The sequence below is a fragment of the Cohnella massiliensis genome (genome assembly GCF_900169535.1).
Taxonomy (GTDB): domain Bacteria; phylum Bacillota; class Bacilli; order Paenibacillales; family Paenibacillaceae; genus Cohnella; species Cohnella algarum.
Genome location: NZ_LT821244.1, coordinates 41,570 through 57,940, shown reverse-complemented (window position 1 = coordinate 57,940; position 16,371 = coordinate 41,570). Strand labels below are relative to the sequence as shown.

General features: G+C 60.3%; 14 protein-coding genes. 3 read left to right on the top strand and 11 right to left on the bottom strand.

The window, feature by feature from the left end; translation table 11 throughout:
* The first annotated feature begins 99 nt into the window (after positions 1-99).
* Positions 100-1,302, top strand: coding sequence for an MFS transporter (locus B7E11_RS01415; protein WP_080831862.1), 1,203 nt, complete (start codon positions 100-102; stop codon positions 1,300-1,302).
* Between the two features lie 19 nt (positions 1,303-1,321).
* Positions 1,322-2,167, top strand: coding sequence for an aldo/keto reductase (locus B7E11_RS01410; RefSeq protein ID WP_080831861.1), 846 nt, complete (start codon positions 1,322-1,324; stop codon positions 2,165-2,167).
* Positions 2,168-2,384: 217 nt separating this feature from the next.
* On the opposite strand, the gene rnr is transcribed toward B7E11_RS01410, so the two are convergent.
* The 4 genes from rnr to B7E11_RS29305 form a co-directional block, all read right to left on the bottom strand.
* A complete protein-coding gene (gene rnr, locus B7E11_RS01400) occupies positions 2,385-5,243 on the bottom strand; it encodes a ribonuclease R (RefSeq protein ID WP_139787030.1) in 2,859 nt (952 codons plus the stop codon).
* Positions 5,244-5,358: 115 nt separating this feature from the next.
* Positions 5,359-5,604 (bottom strand): preprotein translocase subunit SecG, encoded by a 246-nt coding sequence (gene secG, locus B7E11_RS01395; protein WP_080831859.1) that lies wholly within the window; start codon positions 5,602-5,604, stop codon positions 5,359-5,361.
* An 87-nt stretch (positions 5,605-5,691) separates the two neighbouring features.
* Entirely contained in the window at positions 5,692-5,985 is a 294-nt protein-coding gene (locus B7E11_RS01390; RefSeq protein WP_080831858.1) for a DUF3817 domain-containing protein, read from the bottom strand.
* 359 nt (positions 5,986-6,344) lie between these two features.
* Complete coding sequence (locus tag B7E11_RS29305; protein ID WP_080831857.1) at positions 6,345-6,749, bottom strand: alpha/beta hydrolase family protein; 405 nt, start codon at positions 6,747-6,749, stop codon at positions 6,345-6,347.
* Positions 6,750-7,052: 303 nt separating this feature from the next.
* Between B7E11_RS29305 and B7E11_RS01380 the strand changes: the two genes are divergently transcribed.
* Positions 7,053-7,664 carry a TVP38/TMEM64 family protein gene (locus B7E11_RS01380; protein ID WP_080831856.1) on the top strand — a complete coding sequence of 204 codons (612 nt, stop codon included), beginning with the start codon at positions 7,053-7,055 and terminating at the stop codon, positions 7,662-7,664.
* Positions 7,665-7,954: 290 nt separating this feature from the next.
* Here B7E11_RS01380 and B7E11_RS01375 read toward each other — a convergent pair whose 3' ends face one another.
* The 7 genes from B7E11_RS01375 to B7E11_RS01345 all read right to left on the bottom strand — a co-directional run bounded on the left by B7E11_RS01375 (position 7,955) and on the right by B7E11_RS01345 (position 16,250).
* Positions 7,955-8,722 carry a sugar phosphate isomerase/epimerase family protein gene (locus B7E11_RS01375; RefSeq protein ID WP_080831902.1) on the bottom strand — a complete coding sequence of 256 codons (768 nt, stop codon included), beginning with the start codon at positions 8,720-8,722 and terminating at the stop codon, positions 7,955-7,957.
* A 289-nt stretch (positions 8,723-9,011) separates the two neighbouring features.
* Entirely contained in the window at positions 9,012-10,304 is a 1,293-nt protein-coding gene (eno, locus tag B7E11_RS01370; protein WP_080831855.1) for a phosphopyruvate hydratase, read from the bottom strand.
* Positions 10,305-10,371: 67 nt separating this feature from the next.
* Positions 10,372-11,916, bottom strand: coding sequence for a 2,3-bisphosphoglycerate-independent phosphoglycerate mutase (gene gpmI, locus B7E11_RS01365; protein ID WP_080831854.1), 1,545 nt, complete (start codon positions 11,914-11,916; stop codon positions 10,372-10,374).
* 1 nt (position 11,917) lies between these two features.
* Positions 11,918-12,673, bottom strand: a complete 756-nt coding sequence (gene tpiA, locus B7E11_RS01360; RefSeq protein ID WP_080831853.1) for a triose-phosphate isomerase — start codon at positions 12,671-12,673, stop codon at positions 11,918-11,920.
* 10 nt (positions 12,674-12,683) lie between these two features.
* Positions 12,684-13,865, bottom strand: a complete 1,182-nt coding sequence (locus tag B7E11_RS01355) for a phosphoglycerate kinase (RefSeq protein WP_080831852.1) — start codon at positions 13,863-13,865, stop codon at positions 12,684-12,686.
* Positions 13,866-14,113: 248 nt separating this feature from the next.
* Positions 14,114-15,121, bottom strand: coding sequence for a type I glyceraldehyde-3-phosphate dehydrogenase (gene gap / locus B7E11_RS01350; protein WP_080831851.1), 1,008 nt, complete (start codon positions 15,119-15,121; stop codon positions 14,114-14,116).
* A gap of 106 nt (positions 15,122-15,227) precedes the next feature.
* Complete coding sequence (locus tag B7E11_RS01345; RefSeq protein ID WP_080831850.1) at positions 15,228-16,250, bottom strand: sugar-binding transcriptional regulator; 1,023 nt, start codon at positions 16,248-16,250, stop codon at positions 15,228-15,230.
* Positions 16,251-16,371: the final 121 nt, after the last annotated feature.

Genomic DNA, 16,371 nt, shown 5'->3' with positions numbered 1-16,371 from the left:
CTATAGCACTTGAAAGTACGTACTGTTATTTATTGTCCGTTTAATTCATAATAACATTCGCCGGCCGGCAACAACAACCTATGGAGTGGAGAGAGAGAGATGACGCATAACCGAAAAACAAGCGCGCCGGCGCTGCTGGCGCTGGCGATCAGCGCATTCGCCATCGGAGCGACGGAATTTATCAGCGTCGGGCTGCTGCCGCTCATTTCCGATGATTTGCATATATCGGTCACCGCTGCGGGCCTTACCGTAACCCTCTACGCTTTGGGCGTAACGTTCGGGGCTCCCGTTTTGACCGCTCTGACTTCCGGCGTCCCGCGCAAAACGCTGCTGCTCTGGATCATGTTCGTCTTCATCGCCGGAAACGCCCTGGCCGCGTCCGCCGGAAGCATCGGCGTGCTGCTGGCCGCCCGCGTCGTCTCGGCGTTCTCGCACGGCGTGTTCATGTCCGTCGGGTCGACCATCGCCGCCGACCTCGTTCCCGAGAACCGCAGGGCCAGCGCCATCTCGATCATGTTCTCCGGCCTGACCGTCGCCACCGTGGCCGGCGTGCCGCTGGGAACCTATATCGGCCAGGAACTGGGCTGGAGAATCGCGTTTTGGCTCATTACGGTTGTCGGAGCCGTCGCCTTTTTCGCCAATCTGACCCTTGTTCCGTCTTCGGGTTTGCGCAAGGGCACGTCGGTTTCCTTTCGGGATCAGGCGAAAGTAATTGCGAACGGCCGGTTGCTGCTGATGTTTATCATCACCGCGCTGGGATACGGCGGCACCTTCGTCGTTTACACGTATCTGTCGCCGATGCTTCACGAAATCAGCGGCTTTCCGGAAAAAACGGTGGCGCTCATCCTCGTGCTGTACGGCGCGGCGATCGCCATCGGCAACGCCGTAGGCGGGAAAACGGCCAATCGGAACCCCGTGTCCGCGCTGCTGGTCATGTTCTCCGTTCAGGCCGTCGTGCTGCTCGTTTTCACGTTTACCGCGCCTTATCCGGCAGCCAGTCTCGCGACCGTCTTTCTGATGGGGCTCCTCGCGTTCATGAACGTGCCCGGCCTGCAGTCTTACGTCGTCGTATTGGCCGAACGGTTCGTGCCCAAAGCGGTGGATGTCGCTTCGGCGATCAACATCGCCGCTTTTAACGCCGGAATCGCGTTCGGAGCGTACCTGGGCGGAATCGTAACGGATACGCTGGGCCTGATTCATACGCCTTGGGTAGGCGCCTTGATGGTCGGAGCCGCCGTCGCGCTGACGTTCCGGGCTCGCGCGCTCGAAAACCGGGATGCCCGTTCGGCCGGCTCTCAATAAATAAGGAGGGATACAAACAATGAAAGCACGACATTTGCAAGATACGATTAAGCTTCGCAACGGAGTCGACATGCCTTGGCTTGGCATCGGCGTTTTCCAGGTTCAAGAAGGAAGCGAGCTCGTGAAAGCTCTCCGGTCGGCGGTCAAGCTCGGCTACCGGAGCATCGACACCGCGGCGATCTATCAAAACGAGACCGGCGTCGGGCAGGGGATCCGCGAAGCGCTCGCGGAAACCGGACTGGCAAGAGAAAGCCTGTTCGTAACATCCAAGGTGTGGAACACCGACCTGGGCTACGAGCAAACATTGGCCGCGTACGAGGCGAGCCTGCAAAAGCTGGGCCTCGACTATTTGGACCTGTACCTCATCCATTGGCCGGTGGAGGGAAAATACAAGGAAGCCTGGAAGGCGCTCGAAACCCTGTATAACCGGGGAAAAGTCCGGGCGATCGGCGTGAGCAATTTTCAAATCCGGCATTTGGAAGAGCTGAAGGAAAGCGCCGAGATCGTGCCGATGGTCAACCAAGTCGAATTCCATCCGCTGTTGACGCAAGAGCCTCTGCGCGCGTACTGCGAAGAACGCGGCATCCAAATGGAGGCCTGGTCGCCGCTCATGCAAGGCCAGCTGCTGGATCATCCGTTGCTGGCGGAGCTTGCGGCCAAGTACGGCAAAACTGCGGCCCAAATCATTCTGCGCTGGGATCTGCAGCACGGCGTCGTCACGATCCCGAAGTCCACGAAAGAAACCCGCATCGCCGAAAACGCGAACGTCTTCGACTTCGAACTCGCGAAGGACGATATGAAGCGCATCGACGCTTTGAACGAAAACCGCCGCGTCGGTCCCGATCCGGAAAACTTCGATTTTTAAAACCGAATTTTCGCTTGCCTTGCGCCTCTCCGTGCAGAATTCCCGATGCGGATCCTGCCCGGAGAGGCTTCGGCTTTGCGGATCGGTCCGTCGTTCGTTCCCGCCCGACCAGCCTCCCTGCCTGAGGATACCGGAACGTCATGCCCGCCGCAACGCAAGTCTATGCAAAAAAAGCCGTCCGGACGAGCGGACGACTCTCTGCGACGTTGCGTTTTCGCTACTTTTTCGTTTTTTTGCGTTTGGACGGCTTGGCGGCCTTTTCGCCTGCGGGGGCAAGCGTCAGGGCCGGTTTTTTCTTGCTGCCGTTCCGTTTCCGGCCACCGACGGCACCGACGGCACCGATGATACCCGCGGATCCGCCGGTGCCCGCGGCTCTCTCGCCGGACCCCCGTTTTCGGCCCCGGGAAACGGTGAACCCGACCTCATCGTCGTCATGGTTCCGGGAGCGGCGGCCGGCAGGCGGGATCGGCAGGCCCCACATGTCGAGCGCGACTTTGCGGGCGGGGGCCGGCGGAATGTAGTCCGCCGAGTCGCGGTTCACCGGCGGCTCGACGGCGAACTCCGCCGCCTCCGCCGGTGCCGGCCGCCCGCCGCGCCGGCCGGCTCCCTTCCCGCCGCCGGCTCCGGCGGCGGCGGAGCCGCCCTTGCCGCCCCGCTTCGCGCGGAGCGGCGGCTCTGCGGCGCCCGCTCCCGGCGCCGCCCCCAGCGCAACGCCGCCGCTGCCCCGGCGCTGCTTGCTCTTGCGCCCCGCCGCGGCCGCGCCAGCCGCGACGCCGGCGCCCTTGCGGCGCTTGCCGCCGCCCGCGGCCGCGCCGCCGAACGCCGCCGGCTCTTCCCGGCGGCTGCGCTTCTTGCGGCCGAATCCGCCGCGGCCGCCCCCGAACGCTCCGGCGCCGACGACGTTCATCTTGCCTGCGCGGCGAGGCTTCATGTCGACCATCTCGAAGTCGATGTTATAGTCGTCCATGTTGACGCGCGCGACGCGAATGCGGACCTCGTCGCCGATGCGGTACATTTTCGACGTGCGCTCGCCGATGAGCGCCATGTGCAGCTCGTGGAAGTGGTAGTAGTCGTCGGAAAGGTCGCTCAGCCGAATGAGCCCTTCCACCGTGTTTTCCAGCTCCACGAACATGCCGAAGCCCGTCACGCCGCTGATGATGCCGTCGAACTCCTCGCCGATTTTGTCCAGCATGAACTCGGCTTTCTTCAGCTTCTCCGTGTCGCGCTCCGCGTCGACCGCCACCCGCTCGCGTTCGGACGACTGCTGCGCGATATCCGGCATCCGCTGCGCGAGCGCATCGAGCCGGTCCTCCTTCGGCATGCCGCCGCTTTCGAGCGTCTCGCGGATAATCCGGTGGATGACCAGATCCGGATACCGGCGAATCGGCGACGTGAAGTGAGTGTAAAACTCCGCCGCCAGCCCGAAATGCCCGAGGCTTTGCGAGTCGTACTTCGCCTGCTTCATCGAGCGGAGCATCATCGTGCTGATGACCGTCTCTTCCTTCGTGTCGCGGATTTCCTCCAGCAGCGTTTGCAGCGCGCGCGGGTGCACCGAATTGCCCTTGCCGCGCACGGCGTAGCCGAAGTTGCTCGCGAACTGCACGAACGTCATCAGCTTTTCGCTGTCCGGCTCCTCGTGAATCCGGTACAGAAACGGCACCTTCAGCCAGTGAAAGTGTTCCGCGACCGTCTCGTTCGCCGCAAGCATGAACTCCTCGATGATCTGCTCCGCGACGGAGCGCTCCCTTTTCACGATATCGACCGGCTTGCCTTCCTCGTCCACGATCACCTTCGATTCCTGAAAATCGAAATCGATCGCCCCGCGCTGCATCCGGCTCTTCCGCAGCCCCATCGCCAGCTCCTCCATCAGTCGGAACATGTCGACCAGCGGCGCGTAGCGCTCCAGCAGCTCGGGATCCTTGTCGACCAAAATTTTGCGCACGTTCGTATACGTCATCCGCTCCGCCGTGCGGATCACGCTCGTATAAATGTCGTGGCGAACCCGCCGCAGCGTCTTCGGCTCGAATTCCATCTCGCACGTCAGCGTCAGCCGGTCCACCTTCGGGTGAAGCGAGCAAATGCCGTTCGACAGCCGGTGCGGCAGCATCGGAATGACGCGGTCGACCAGGTACACGCTGCACCCGCGACTGTACGCCTCCTCGTCAAGCCGGGACTTCTCGCGGACGTAGTAGCCGACGTCCGCGATATGGACGCCGAGCAGCAAATTTCCGTTCGGAAGCCGCTCCACGTTGACCGCGTCGTCGAGATCCTTGGCGTCCTCGCCGTCGATCGTCACGATCGCCCGGTTGCGGAGGTCGCGGCGGCCTTGCTCCGCGATTTCGTCCTCCCGGATCGTATCCGGAGCGGCCTCCGCCTCGGCCAGCGCTTCCGCCGGAAAAGCTTCCGGCAGTCCGTGCTTGCGAATGATGCTCAAAATATCGACGCCCGGATCGTCCTTATGGCCGAGAATTTCGACGATTTCGCCTTCCGCCGCCGAACGGCCTTCCGGGTAATGAATGATGCTGACGACGACCTTCTGCCCGGTCACCGCGCCGTGAAACCCTTCGGGCCGGACAAAAATATCTTTATTGATCCGCTTGTCGTCCGGCAGCACGAAGCCGTAGCTTTCGTGGTTTTCAAACGTGCCGACGACCTGGGTCACCGCGCGCCTGACGATGCGGACGACTTCCCCTTCCATCCGGGAGCCGCCTTCGCTCTTCGACGTCACGCGCCCCAGCACGATGTCGCCGTTCATGGCGCCCTTCAAGTCGTTGGCGTGAATATACAGGTCGGGATGGTCCTGCTCGTCCGGCAGCAGGAAGGCGAAGCCTTTCGCATGCGCCTGCAGCCTGCCGCGCACCAGATTCATCCGCTCGGGCACGCCGTAGCGCTCCGTGCGGGTCCGCATGATTTTTCCCTGATGCTCCAGTTCGTTCAACAGCTTCAAAAACGCCTTGAATTCCGCGGCGTCCTCCAATTCGAAATGCTTTTCCAGCTCTTGGTACGTCAATGGTTTATACGCGCTTTCGCGCATGAAATCGAGCAGCTCCTGCTCCGTACACAATGGCACCGGCATCACCTCGTCCTGCTATAGTATACACGCTTTCGGCCGGTTGCAATCAGATCAGCCGCCCTGTCAACCGCATAAAAAAAACGAGAAGCGATCGCTCCCCGTTTGGTTCCCGTCCGATTTACGCTTTTACGACATAGGCTACGACCAGCGACAAAACGAAAAAGCCGACCGCCAGTCCGACCGTCAGACGCTGTAAAAACAGGTCCAGGCCGCGTGCCTTCTGCTTGCCGAACAAGTGCTCTGCCCCGCCGGAGATGGCGCCCGACAGCCCCGCGCTCTTCCCGCGTTGAAGAAGGACGACAGTAATCAGGCCAAGCGAGAAAATGATCAGCAAAATTTTCAAGATTACTTCAAGTGCTTCCATTGCTTCCACCTCCATTGCGCTATGCAGACAACAGTATTTCTATTCTACCATAGCCGCACCTGGGTGACAACCTGCTTTCGCAGCGGGTCACGATGCCCATTTGCGCTTCAAAAACGCCTCGAAAACGAACGGACCGAACGGGAGAAAAGCGGCGGCCAGCGCCCCGAGCGCCCAAACCCACCGCCAGCGGTGCAAAATCGTCATCCAGGCGATCCCGGCCACGTACGCGGCAAAAAGAACGCCGTGAATCATTCCGATAACCGTGACCGGCTCGGGAATATCCACCATATACTTTAATGGCATCGCAATCAGCAGCAGCACGAGAAAGGATATGCCTTCGGCGTAGCTGACCCATTTGAACAGCCGGTAAGAAGTCGACATCTTGGCCTCCCGTCACGCGCGTTCCGGCACCGAAGGCGCCGTGCGCCAGGCCGCGGCGCGATGGCGGCGGCAGGCGGCGCACAGCCCTTGCGGGGCCCGGCCGGCGCGGATCTTCTTCTTTCAGAATAGCGAATGCGCAGGCGGCGCAAAAGACCGAATCCGCCGTCATTCGAGGCAATTTTGTGACCGAAATGGCGGAACGGGGCATCCCCCGGTCCCATTATCCGGTCCATGCCGCCGACGGGCGGCGGATCGGCAAGTGACGACCGGCACCCGCCCCCCGCTTCGGAGGACTCCTCGCCTTCCGCAAGCCGCGCCGCATGCCGGGAACGGCGCGCGGCGCGGCGTCGATTGCCTGCTCAATCCTCGCCGAACCATTTGCGCAAATAACGGATCGCCGTTTTCGCATCCTGTATTTGCGCGGGGAACGGGGCCACGTCGGACGGGCGATATTCGGCGATCGCGACGGCATAGCCGCGTCGGGCGACCCACGAGAGCGAAGCCAGGTTCAGGTCCAGTTCCTGCTTCCGCCAGGCCGAACCCTGCACATAAACGAGCAGCGGCCATCGCTTTTCGGGCTTCTGATGCTGAGCGGGCAAAATCAGGTGCATATGCAGAGGGTAGCCGTCGCGTTGACAGTAAGGATGCCGGTAAATCACCCGGCAAAATATCGCCTCCTCATCCATCGGAATCGTCTTCATTCCTTCGGCAGACGCTGCCGATGCCGGAAATTCCTCATAGCTTGCCGCGATGGGCTCGATCATGTTTCTAACGAATCCCGGCTTTTTTGACTTGTCTCCTCCGTACGTTTGCATACCTGCTTTCGGGTTCGTCTCCGGTCCGCCGCAAATTTTTTCCGCTCCTCCGCCATCTCCGTCTTTCTTCCGATCAGCGGCCGCTCGCGGGAACTTGCCGACGAATGAACGATGAACATCGTCGTCCTCCGGTCGGCATTTGCAACTTGTGCCATGTAGTGTAAACTCTGTTTAGGATCGCATGCGGCCTGTTGTTGCGCAGCGGTTCGCGCCGCCCGTTCGGCGTTTCAATCCTTAGAGGGACGTGCACCGATGGATATTGTCGATACCTTAAAAAACTTGACCGAAGAGGACCTGAAAAGCTGGCTGGAGCAATTTCGCGCGCTCGGCCCTCTCCCCGGCATTCTCCTTACGTTCGCCAAATCGTTCGTGCCGCCGCTGCCGACGCTGTTAATCGTCGGAGTAAACGCCGCCGTTTACGGGCTGTGGCTCGGCTTTCTTTATTCCTGGATCGGCATCGTCGCCGGTTGCCTGACGACGTTCTGGATCGTGAAAAAAATCGCCGGCCACCCCTTTTTGGACCGCTGGGCCCGCAAGCCCAAAGTGCAAAAAAGCATGGTTTGGATCCGGCGAAACGGATTCAGCTACGTCTTTTTGCTCAGCCTTTTTCCTGTCGGTCCGTTCGTCGTCATCAATATCGCGGCGGGCTTGGCGCGCATGCGGTTCGGGTCTTTCCTGATCGCGATCGCCTTCGGCAAAGCGATTATGGTGATGTCCGTATCGATCATCGGATACGATTTGTCCCGGTTCGTCGAGCATCCGCTGCAATTGCTGTATGTCGTCGCCTTTATCGCGGCGTCGCTATGGATCAGCAAAAAAATTGAAGCGATGTATACGCGGAAAACGGAAAAAAATTCGGCCTAACGCGCCAATTCCATTCGTGTAGTGCACCCGGTGCACCACTTTGGCGGTATCCGCCGCAACACCCTCTCATGTAGTGCACCCGGTGCACCACTTTGGCGGTTTTCACCCCAACATCCTCTCATGTAGTGCACCCCGTGCACCACTTTGGCGGTATCCGCCGCAACACCCTCTTATGTAGTCCGCCTGCTCCCCTTTTTGTCCAGCCCCCATTATCTCGGCTCCCCCACAAAACAAAAAAGGCCCGGCCCGCCGCAGCGCCTGCCGGAATGGGCCGAACCTTTTTCGCATCTTTACTCGTAGCCCCGCGCTTTGAACCAAGCGTAGTTCAGCTTGGCGCTCTCCAGGGAATTCACGTCGTAGCGTTCCTGCTCAATGATGACATACTCGACGCCCGTTTCCTCGCAAGCCGCGAGCGCCGAATCCCAATCGACCGAGCCGCGTCCGATTTCCGTGTCGACGCCGTCATCCTTGAAATCCTTGGCGTGCACGACCGGCACCCGTCCCGCGTATTTGCGAACGTAAGCCGCCGGATCCTGGCCGCCTACTTTAACCCAACCGAGGTCGAATTCCGCGAACAGCAAGTCCGGGGAAACCCGCTCCAGCAGATGATCGATGACTGCTTTGCCATTAACCGTCTTGAACTCGAAAGCATGGTTGTGATAGCCGAATTCGAGGCCGGCCGCTTTCACGGTTTCGCCCGCTTCTTGCAAAGCCGCCGCGAATTTCGCCACGTCGTCCTCCGTCGGCACTTCCGCAAGCGGATAGGCCGGCACGATGAAGCGCTTGAGTCCGATTTCCAACGCGATCTCGATCTGCTGCTTCAAGTGCTCGCCGATTTTTTCCGGCTCCTTGAACGGCAGCCCGATATGGGCCGAAGGCGCCTTAAGTCCGGCGTCGTCAAGCGTTTGGCGAACCTCGCGGGCCGAGTGGCCGAAAATTCCCGCCAATTCCACGTTGCGATATCCGATTTCCGCCATCTCGCGGATCGTTCCGAGAAAATCGCGCTCGCTCCGGTCGCGAACGGAATAAAGCTGAATGCCCAATTGCGGCTTGCTCATCGGAAAAAACCTCCTGAACGTATCGATTCGATTCGTGCGCTTTCCCGCGTGGGCGAAGCGCATGTCTACCTCACATTATAGGGAAACGCCTTCTTTCGCGAAACCGCCGTTTTGGCCGTGTTCTTATGGCATTTGGTTCACCGATCGGGTCCGCCTATTGCCGCCAAGGCCGCGATGAACTTTGTCCCGGAAATTCTTTTCGAATAAAAAAGACGAACCCGAGCGTAAACGCGGTCGGATCCGTCTTTCGAAGGAAATGTATCGCAAGCGCGGGCTTCGAAAAGCGAAATTACTTGAAGCTGCGCAGGTTGTAGAACGCGGACTTGCCGGCGTATTGCGCGGTGCTGCCCAGGCGGTCTTCGATGCGAAGCAGCTGGTTGTACTTCGCTACGCGGTCCGTACGGGACGGAGCGCCGGTTTTGATTTGGCCGGCGTTCGTCGCGACCGCGATGTCGGCGATCGTGCTGTCTTCGGATTCGCCGGAACGGTGCGAGATGACGGCCGTGTAGCCGGCGCGCTTCGCCATTTCGATCGCGTCGAACGTTTCGGTCAGGGAGCCGATTTGGTTGACCTTGACGAGGATCGAGTTGCCGATGCCCTTCTCGATGCCTTGGGACAGGCGCTCGGTGTTCGTGACGAACAGGTCGTCGCCGACGAGTTGGACTTTGTCGCCCAGCTTTTCGGTGAGCAGCTTCCAGCCTTCCCAGTCGTCTTCGGAACAGCCGTCTTCGATCGTGATCAGCGGGTATTTGTCTACCCAGCTCGCGAGCAGATCGACGAATTCCGCGGAGGTGAAGGACTTGCCTTCGCCTTCCAGGTGGTACTTGCCGTCTTTGAAAAATTCGGTGGAAGCGACGTCCATGCCGAGGAACACGTCGACGCCCGGCTTGTAGCCCGCTTTTTCGATCGCTTCGATGATCGTGGACAAAGCTTCTTCGTTGGAGCCGAAGTTCGGCGCGAAGCCGCCTTCGTCGCCTACGGCCGTGTTCAGGCCTTTTGCCTTCAGAACGGCTTTCAGAGCATGGAAAATTTCCGCGCCCGTGCGCAGAGCTTCCTTGAAGGAAGGAGCGCCGACCGGCAGGACCATGAACTCTTGCACGTCGACGTTGTTGTCGGCGTGAGCGCCGCCGTTGACGATGTTCATCATCGGAACCGGCAGAACTTTGGCGTTGAAGCCGCCCAGGTAAGCGGAAAGCGAAACGTCGAGAGCGTCGGCGGCTGCGCGAGCCACGGCGATGGAGACGGCCAGGATGGCGTTGGCGCCCAGCTTCGCCTTGTTCGGCGTGCCGTCCAGCTCGATCATTTTGCGGTCGATCGCCACTTGATCCAGCGCGTCGTAACCGATGATTTCCGGCGCGATGATCGAGTTGACGTTTTCGACGGCTTTCAGTACGCCTTTGCCCAGGTAGCGGTCCTTGTCGCCGTCGCGCAGTTCGACGGCCTCGTAAGCGCCGGTGGAAGCGCCGGACGGCACGATGGCCGTGCCGCGAGCGCCGGATTCCAGGGTTACTTCGACTTCAACGGTCGGATTGCCGCGGGAGTCGAGGACTTCGCGTGCGTAAACGTCGGAAATGATCGTCATCGTGAAAACACTCCTATTAATCGTATTTTATTTCGTCCGGACCGCTGGATAACGCGGCGTCGGCGATTTAAGCGTTTTGAATCAGCGTTTGGCCCGTCATCTCCGCCGGCTGCGGCAGCTCCAGCAGCGTCAGCAGCGTCGGCGCCACATCCGCCAGAATGCCGCCGTCGCGCAGCGCGACGCCTTTCTTGGTCACGATGCACGGCACCGGATTCGTCGTATGCGCGGTGTGCGGACGGCCGTTTTCGTCGATGACCATGTCGGCGTTGCCGTGGTCGGCGATGATGACCGCCACGCCGCCTTTCGCGAGAACGGCGTCGACGACGCGGCCGAGGCATTCGTCGGTCGCCTCCACCGCTTTGATCGTCGGTTCCAGGAGACCGGAGTGGCCGACCATGTCGGGGTTGGCGAAATTGAGAATGATCGCGTCATGCTTGTCTTCTTCGATTTCCTTCACCGCGGCGTCCGCGACCTCGTAGGCGCTCATTTCCGGCTTCAGGTCGTACGTGGCCACCTTCGGCGAATTGATCAGAATCCGCGTCTCTCCCGGCAGCTGGACGTCGCGTCCGCCGCTGAAGAAAAACGTGACGTGCGGATACTTCTCGGTTTCGGCGATCCGCAGCTGCTTCTTGCCCTGCTGCACGAGCACTTCGCCGAGCGTGTTGTCGAGCTCCTTCGGCTTGTAGGCGACGAAGCCGCCGACCGTCTCGGAGAACAGCGTCAGGCAGACGAAGTGCAAATCCTTCGGCGCCTTCTCGCCGCGGTCGAAGCCGCGGAAGTCTTCGTTCGTGAACACCTGCGAAAGCTGGATCGCCCGGTCGGGACGGAAATTGAAGAAAATGACCGAGTCGCCCGATTCGACGAGGCCGACCGGTTTGCCGTCCGCGCCGACGATGACCGTCGGCAGCACGAACTCGTCCATGACGGAGCTTTCGTACGAAGCTTTAACCGCCTGAACCGGATCGACGGCGGTCGGACCGTCGCCGTACACCATGGCGCGGTACGATTTCTCGACGCGATCCCAGCGCTTGTCGCGGTCCATCGCATAGTACCGGCCCTGGATCGTGGCGATTTTGCCGATGCCGACCTCGTCGATCTTCGCTTGCAGCTGCTGTAAGTACCCGACCGCGCTGTCCGGCGCAACGTCGCGGCCGTCCAAAAACGCATGAATGTAAACTTCGTCAAGCTGCTCCGACTTGGCCAGGTCCAGCAGCGCGAACAGGTGCGCGATATGGCTGTGAACGCCGCCGTCGGACAGCAGGCCGTAGAAGTGCAGCTTTTTGCCGTTTTGCTTGGCGTGGCGAGCCGCCGCGAGCAGCGTTTCGTTGCGGTAAAAATCCCCTTCGCGGATCGACTTCGTGATCCGGGTCAAGTCCTGGTAGACGATCCGTCCAGCGCCGATATTGAGGTGGCCGACCTCGGAGTTGCCCATCTGGCCTTCCGGCAATCCGACGGCTTCCCCTTGCGCGGTCAATTGCGTATGGGGAAATTCGGACCAGTACTTGTCGTAATTCGGTTTGTTCGCTTGCGCGACCGCGTTGCCCGTGACGTCGTTCCGCAGGCCGAAGCCGTCGAGAATGATGAGGGCAACCGGTTTCGGAGCGCTGCTCATCTTACTTCGCCCCCTCGACAAGCGCGATGTACGAGGCCGGCTCCAGGCTGGCTCCGCCGACGAGCGCGCCGTCGATGTCCGATTGGCCGAGATATTCGGCCACGTTGTTCGGCTTGACGCTGCCGCCGTACTGGATGCGCACTTTGGCCGCCACGTCGGCGCCGTAAAGGCCTTCGACGACGCTGCGGATGTACGCGATCGCTTCGTTCGCGTCCGTCGCCGTCGACGATTTGCCCGTTCCGATCGCCCAGATCGGCTCGTACGCGATGACGACTTGCGCCGCTTGCTCCGCGCTTAAGCCCGCGAAAGCCGCTTCCGTCTGCACGCGGTTCACTTCGTTCGTTTTGCCGGCTTCGCGCTCTTCGAGCTTTTCGCCGACGCACAAAATCGGAACGAGCCCGTGCTTGAACGCCGCATGGAGCTTCTTGTTGACGGTTTCGTCCGTTTCGTTGAAATATTGGCGGCGCTCCGAGTGGCCGACGATGACGTAGTCGACGCCGAGATCCTTCAGCATGACGCCGCTGATCTCGCCGGTGAACGCGCCGTTGTCTTCGAAGTGCAGGTTTTGCGCGCCGACCTTGATGGACGTGCCTTTTACGGCTTCGACGAGCGCCGGAAGCGCCGTGAACGGAGCGCAGACGACGCTCTCGACGCCGGCGACCTCCGCCTTGCCCTTCACGTCGTTCACGAAAGCGACCGCTTCGGAAACCGTTTTGAACATTTTCCAGTTGCCTGCGATAATCGGGGTTCTGCTCATCTTCTCAACCTCACTTGTCGTTCAGCGCCACGACGCCTGGCAGGGCTTTGCCCTCCATAAACTCCAGGGACGCGCCGCCGCCGGTGGAAATGTGGTCCATCTTCTCCGCCAGGTGGAACTTCTCGGCCGCGGCCGCCGAATCTCCACCGCCGATAACCGTATAAGCCGCCGTGTCCGCGCAAGCTTGGGCGACCGCCCGCGTGCCGTGCGAGAACGGCTCGATTTCGAATACGCCCATCGGTCCGTTCCAAACGACGAGCTTGGAATTTTTGATGACGTCCGCATAAATTTCGCGGGTTTTCGGTCCGATGTCGATGCCTTCCCAGTCCGAAGGGATGCCGTCCACGCCGACGATTTTCGTGTTCGCCGAAGCGCTGAAGTCGTCGGAAACGACGATGTCGACCGGCAGGTAGAAATTTTTGCCGAGCTTTTTCGCCTTTTCGACGAATTCCTTCGTCAGCTCCAGCTTCGAATCGTCGCACAGCGATTGGCCGATTTCATAGCCTTGCGCCTTGAAAAACGTATAGGAAAGTCCGCCGCCGATAATGATGTTGTCCGCGATCTCGATCATCTTGTTGATCACGTCGATTTTGTCCTTGACCTTGGAGCCGCCGACGATGGCGGTGAACGGACGCTCCGGATCGTTCAGCGCGCGGCCGAGCACGTCGAGTTCCTTCTCCATCAGAAGGCCGGCGACGGCCGGCAGATGATGCGCGATGCCTTCGGTCGACGCGTGGGCGCGGTGAGCGGCGCCGAACGCGTCGTTGACGTACAGATCGGCCAGCTCGGCGAACGACTTCGCGAGCTCCGCGTCGTTTTTCTCTTCGCCCTCGTAGAAACGGACGTTTTCAAGCAGCAGCACGTCCCCGTCGTTCAAAGCCGCGACTTTCGCCTTGACGGCGTCGCCGATCGCTTCGTCGGCTTTCGCGACGGGCTTGCCCAGCAGCTCGGAAAGGCGCGCCGCGACCGGAGTCAGGCGAAGCTCTTCGACAACCGCGCCCTTCGGGCGGCCGAGGTGGCTGGCGAGAATGACTTTGGCGCCGCGCTCGATCAGAAAGCGGATCGTCGGCAGCGTCTCGCGGATGCGGGTGTCGTCCGTAATCGCGCCGTTTTCAAGCGGGACGTTAAAGTCGACGCGGACAAACACTTTTTTGCCTTGAACGTCGACATCGCGTACGCTCTTTTTGTTCATAGGTCCAATCTCCTCCCGATAGGTCGTGCTCTAAAGCGAACCGTCCTCAAAAAGACAAGTCCGCGGCAATGTCCTTATATCCAAGTAAAACGGCTGCGTTAGCCTTTCCCAAGACGCACCCGTTTTATTTGGAGCCGATTTTGAGCCGATTCGGAAAGGGCGACGGTACCGTCAATCGATCCCGAATCGCGGATGAAGAGGAGACGCGTCTCCTCTTCTCCGTAACGACTATATAGCTGTAAGGCGAATTACAGGCCTTTGCTTGCGATGAAAGCGGCCAGGTCGACGACGCGGTTGGAATAGCCCCACTCGTTGTCGTACCAGGAAACGACTTTGACCATGTTGCCCTCGATGACCATCGTGGACAGGGCGTCGATCGTGGACGAAGCCGGATCGCCGTTGTAGTCGCTCGAAACGAGCGGCTCTTCGGAGTAGTTCAGGATGCCTTTTAGCGGGCCTTCGGCAGCGGCTTTCAGGGCTGCGTTGACTTCTTCGACCGTGACGCTCACTTTCAGTTCGGCCACGAGGTCGGTAACGGAAACGTTCTTGGTCGGTACGCGCATCGACATGCCGTTCAGCTTGCCTTTCAGTTCCGGCAGAACGAGGGAAACGGCTTTCGCGGCGCCCGTCGTGGACGGAATGATGTTTTCTGCGGCAGCGCGGGCGCGGCGCAGGTCTTTGTGCGGCAGGTCAAGCACTTGCTGGTCGTTCGTGTAGGAGTGAACGGTCGTCATCATGCCTTTGACGATGCCGAATTGGTCGTTCAGAACTTTGGCGAAAGGAGCCAGGCAGTTCGTCGTGCAGGATGCGTTGGAGATGATCGTGTGAGCGGCCGGATCGTACTTGTCGTTGTTGACGCCCATGACGATCGTGATGTCTTCGTTCGTTGCCGGCGCGGAGATGATGACTTTCTTGGCTCCGCCTTTCAGGTGAAGCTCGGCTTTCTCTTTCGCGGTGAAAATCCCCGTCGATTCGACGACGATTTCAGCGCCTACGGAAGACCAAGGCAGCGCGCCCGGATCGCGTTCCGCGAATACTTTGATCGTTTTGCCGTTGACGACCAGCGCGCCTTCGCCTACTTCTACCGTAGCGTTCAGTCTGCCGTGCGTCGTGTCATATTTCAACAAGTGAGCCAGCGTGTCAACGCTCGTCAGGTCATTGATCGCGACAACTTCTACGTTCGGGTTGTTCAGCGATGCGCGGAATACGTTGCGTCCGATCCGTCCGAAACCGTTAATGCCGATTTTAACACTCATGAATGGTTCCTCCTTGAACATCTGTTTTAAAATTTGATCTATGTCAAGCGCATGAATATTGCGCCGAGACCACCGATTCGACCGGCTTCCTCGCCCTTCCTTCGGGCTAGCCGTTCTTCAACGCTTCTTCGGCCGCCGCCTCGTCGGTCACGAGGATGTCGTCATGGCCGAACTTTAACACCGAGGCGATCGCCTCGCCCTTGCTGCGGCCGCCCGCCAAGCCGATGACCGTTTCGGCGGCTTCGATGTCGTCCAGCCGGAGTCCGGCCGTCGCCATCCGATGAATGACCGCTCCGTTCTTGTCGAAGTAATAGCCGAACGCTTCGGCCAGCGCTCCGTCCTTGAGCAGCTCCTGTACCGTCTCCTTCGCAAGCTTCCGCCGCCTGGCCATCGTGATCGCGTCGCCGATGCCGTGAACGACGATGCGGGCTCTGCGGATCATATCGACCACTTCGCGCACGTTGGGCTCCTGCATGAGCGACTGATACGCTTCCTCGCTCAAATGATCGGGGACATGGAGCATCCGGTAACGGGCTCCCGTTCGCTTGGCAAGCTCCGAAGCGATCGTGTTCGCCTGGTAGTCGACGCTTTCCCCGAGTCCTCCGCGGGCCGGCACGAACCAGTTGTCCGCGAGCGGCTCCGAAACCTTGAATTGGGCGGCCAATCGCGCCATCGTCGTTCCGCCCATGACGGCGACAATGTCGCCGGGCGAAAGCGACTGGCTGAGCACCCTGCTACCGGCTCGGCCGATTTCCCTCTTCGTGTCGTCCGAAACGTCGGAATCGCCGGGAACGACCACGACCTTGCGCAAGCCGAATTTCTGGCGGACCGCCTCTTCCAGCTCCGACAGCCCGAACAGCTCCTTGACGATCGGTTCCAGCTCCTCCAGCAGCTTCTTGCCGGACTCGCTTAGCGACATTCCCGCCGCGCCCGCTTCGAGCAGGCCTTGCTCGCGCAGGATGTCGAGCTCCGAGCGAAGCGTCCGCTCCGTCAGGTCGAGGCTTGCGGCCAGCGTTCTTCGGCCGATCGTGCCCGCGACGAGAATGCGCCGCATAATTTCGTAGCGCTTCTGCATGACTTGCACCAAGTCGGGCACGAGCTTCTTTTGAATATGGACGATGCTTTGCAAGAGTCCGGCCTCCCCAAATGCCGGATGGAGTCGGCACGAATGCGGGTCCGTCTAGCTGGACGTTAAATGTCCCGCCACTACGTTTTAAGTCCCACATTTATTTTAATGCAACTCGCCGTCT